The 1,195-nt window shown below is 49.0% G+C and carries 9 tRNA genes and 1 rRNA gene; all 10 read right to left on the minus strand.

Features of this window, described 5'->3' with window-relative positions:
• Window positions 1-149 precede the first annotated feature (149 nt).
• The 10 genes from HZY94_RS02600 to rrf all read right to left on the minus strand — a co-directional run bounded on the left by HZY94_RS02600 (window position 150) and on the right by rrf (window position 1,114).
• Window positions 150-223 (minus strand) — tRNA-Pro (locus HZY94_RS02600).
• Between the two features lie 71 nt (window positions 224-294).
• Window positions 295-368: transfer RNA gene (locus HZY94_RS02605), tRNA-Arg, on the minus strand.
• 5 nt (window positions 369-373) lie between these two features.
• Window positions 374-458: transfer RNA gene (locus HZY94_RS02610), tRNA-Leu, on the minus strand.
• Between the two features lie 5 nt (window positions 459-463).
• Window positions 464-535: transfer RNA gene (locus HZY94_RS02615), tRNA-Gly, on the minus strand.
• Window positions 536-545: 10 nt separating this feature from the next.
• A tRNA-Thr gene (locus HZY94_RS02620) sits at window positions 546-618 on the minus strand.
• A 13-nt stretch (window positions 619-631) separates the two neighbouring features.
• Window positions 632-713: transfer RNA gene (locus tag HZY94_RS02625), tRNA-Leu, on the minus strand.
• A gap of 3 nt (window positions 714-716) precedes the next feature.
• Window positions 717-789: transfer RNA gene (locus HZY94_RS02630), tRNA-Lys, on the minus strand.
• Window positions 790-832: 43 nt separating this feature from the next.
• A tRNA-Asp gene (locus tag HZY94_RS02635) sits at window positions 833-905 on the minus strand.
• 15 nt (window positions 906-920) lie between these two features.
• Window positions 921-993 (minus strand) — tRNA-Val (locus HZY94_RS02640).
• Window positions 994-998: 5 nt separating this feature from the next.
• Window positions 999-1,114 (minus strand): 5S ribosomal RNA (gene rrf / locus HZY94_RS02645).
• Window positions 1,115-1,195 lie beyond the last annotated feature (81 nt).

The following is a 1,195-nucleotide window of genomic DNA, read 5'->3' on the forward strand; positions in this document are numbered from 1 at the left end:
CTGCCGTCCCCCACCACAGGGAATGCATCCCATATGAATTGAAAGGAAGCCATTTTTAGGCTATATTGTACTCACTATTTATAGATTGTAAAATTCTACCCACTACAGTTGACAAAGAGCCAAAAAAAGAGGCTAATGCCTCTTGCTAGTCGGGAAGACAGGATTCGAACCTGCGACACCTTGGTCCCAAACCAAGTACTCTACCAAGCTGAGCTACTTCCCGTAGATATAAACCAGGTTGTACCTCAGCTTTAGAGTACTTGCTAAGCTACTTCCTGTATAATATAAAGTTAATGCACCCTAGAGGAGTCGAACCTCTAACCGCCTGATTCGTAGTCAGGTACTCTATCCAGTTGAGCTAAGGGTGCCCATTTGCCGAGGACCGGAATCGAACCGGTACGATCGAAATGATCGCAGGATTTTAAGTCCTGTGCGTCTGCCAGTTCCGCCACCCCGGCGCCAAAGCGAACGACGGGATTCGAACCCGCGACCCCCACCTTGGCAAGGTGGTGTTCTACCACTGAACTACGTTCGCAATCCTCTAATGCCGGCTACATGACTTGAACACGCGACCCTCTGATTACAAATCAGATGCTCTACCAACTGAGCTAAGCCGGCTTATTACTATATATGCGGGTTAAGGGACTTGAACCCCCACGCCCGAAAGCGCCAGATCCTAAATCTGGTGCGTCTGCCAATTCCGCCAAACCCGCATATGACCCGTGCTGGGCTCGAACCAGCGACCCATTGATTAAAAGTCAATTGCTCTACCAACTGAGCTAACGAGTCTTGTCTCTTTTCAAACTTCAAACTGTATACCATACTGTTTGAACGGTCCCGACGGGAATCGAACCCGCGATCTTCGCCGTGACAGGGCGACGTGATAACCGCTACACTACGGGACCTGTACTTTCGTACAATGGGAGTTAACGGGATCGAACCGCTGACCCTCTGCTTGTAAGGCAGATGCTCTCCCAGCTGAGCTAAACTCCCCTTTAGCTAAGCGACTACCATATCTCACAGGGGGCAACCCCCAACTACTTCCGGCGTTCTAGGTCTTAACTTCTGTGTTCGGCATGGGAACAGGTGTATCTCCTAGGCTATCGTCACTTAACTCTATTTTAAGCTTTTTCCACGATGACTTTGTCATCTTCTTCTCCATAATCCCTAGATTAATGGCGAATCGATTCCTCGT

This window comes from Streptococcus danieliae (assembly GCF_013415245.1).
In the GTDB taxonomy this organism is placed as follows: Bacteria; Bacillota; Bacilli; order Lactobacillales; family Streptococcaceae; genus Streptococcus; species Streptococcus danieliae_A.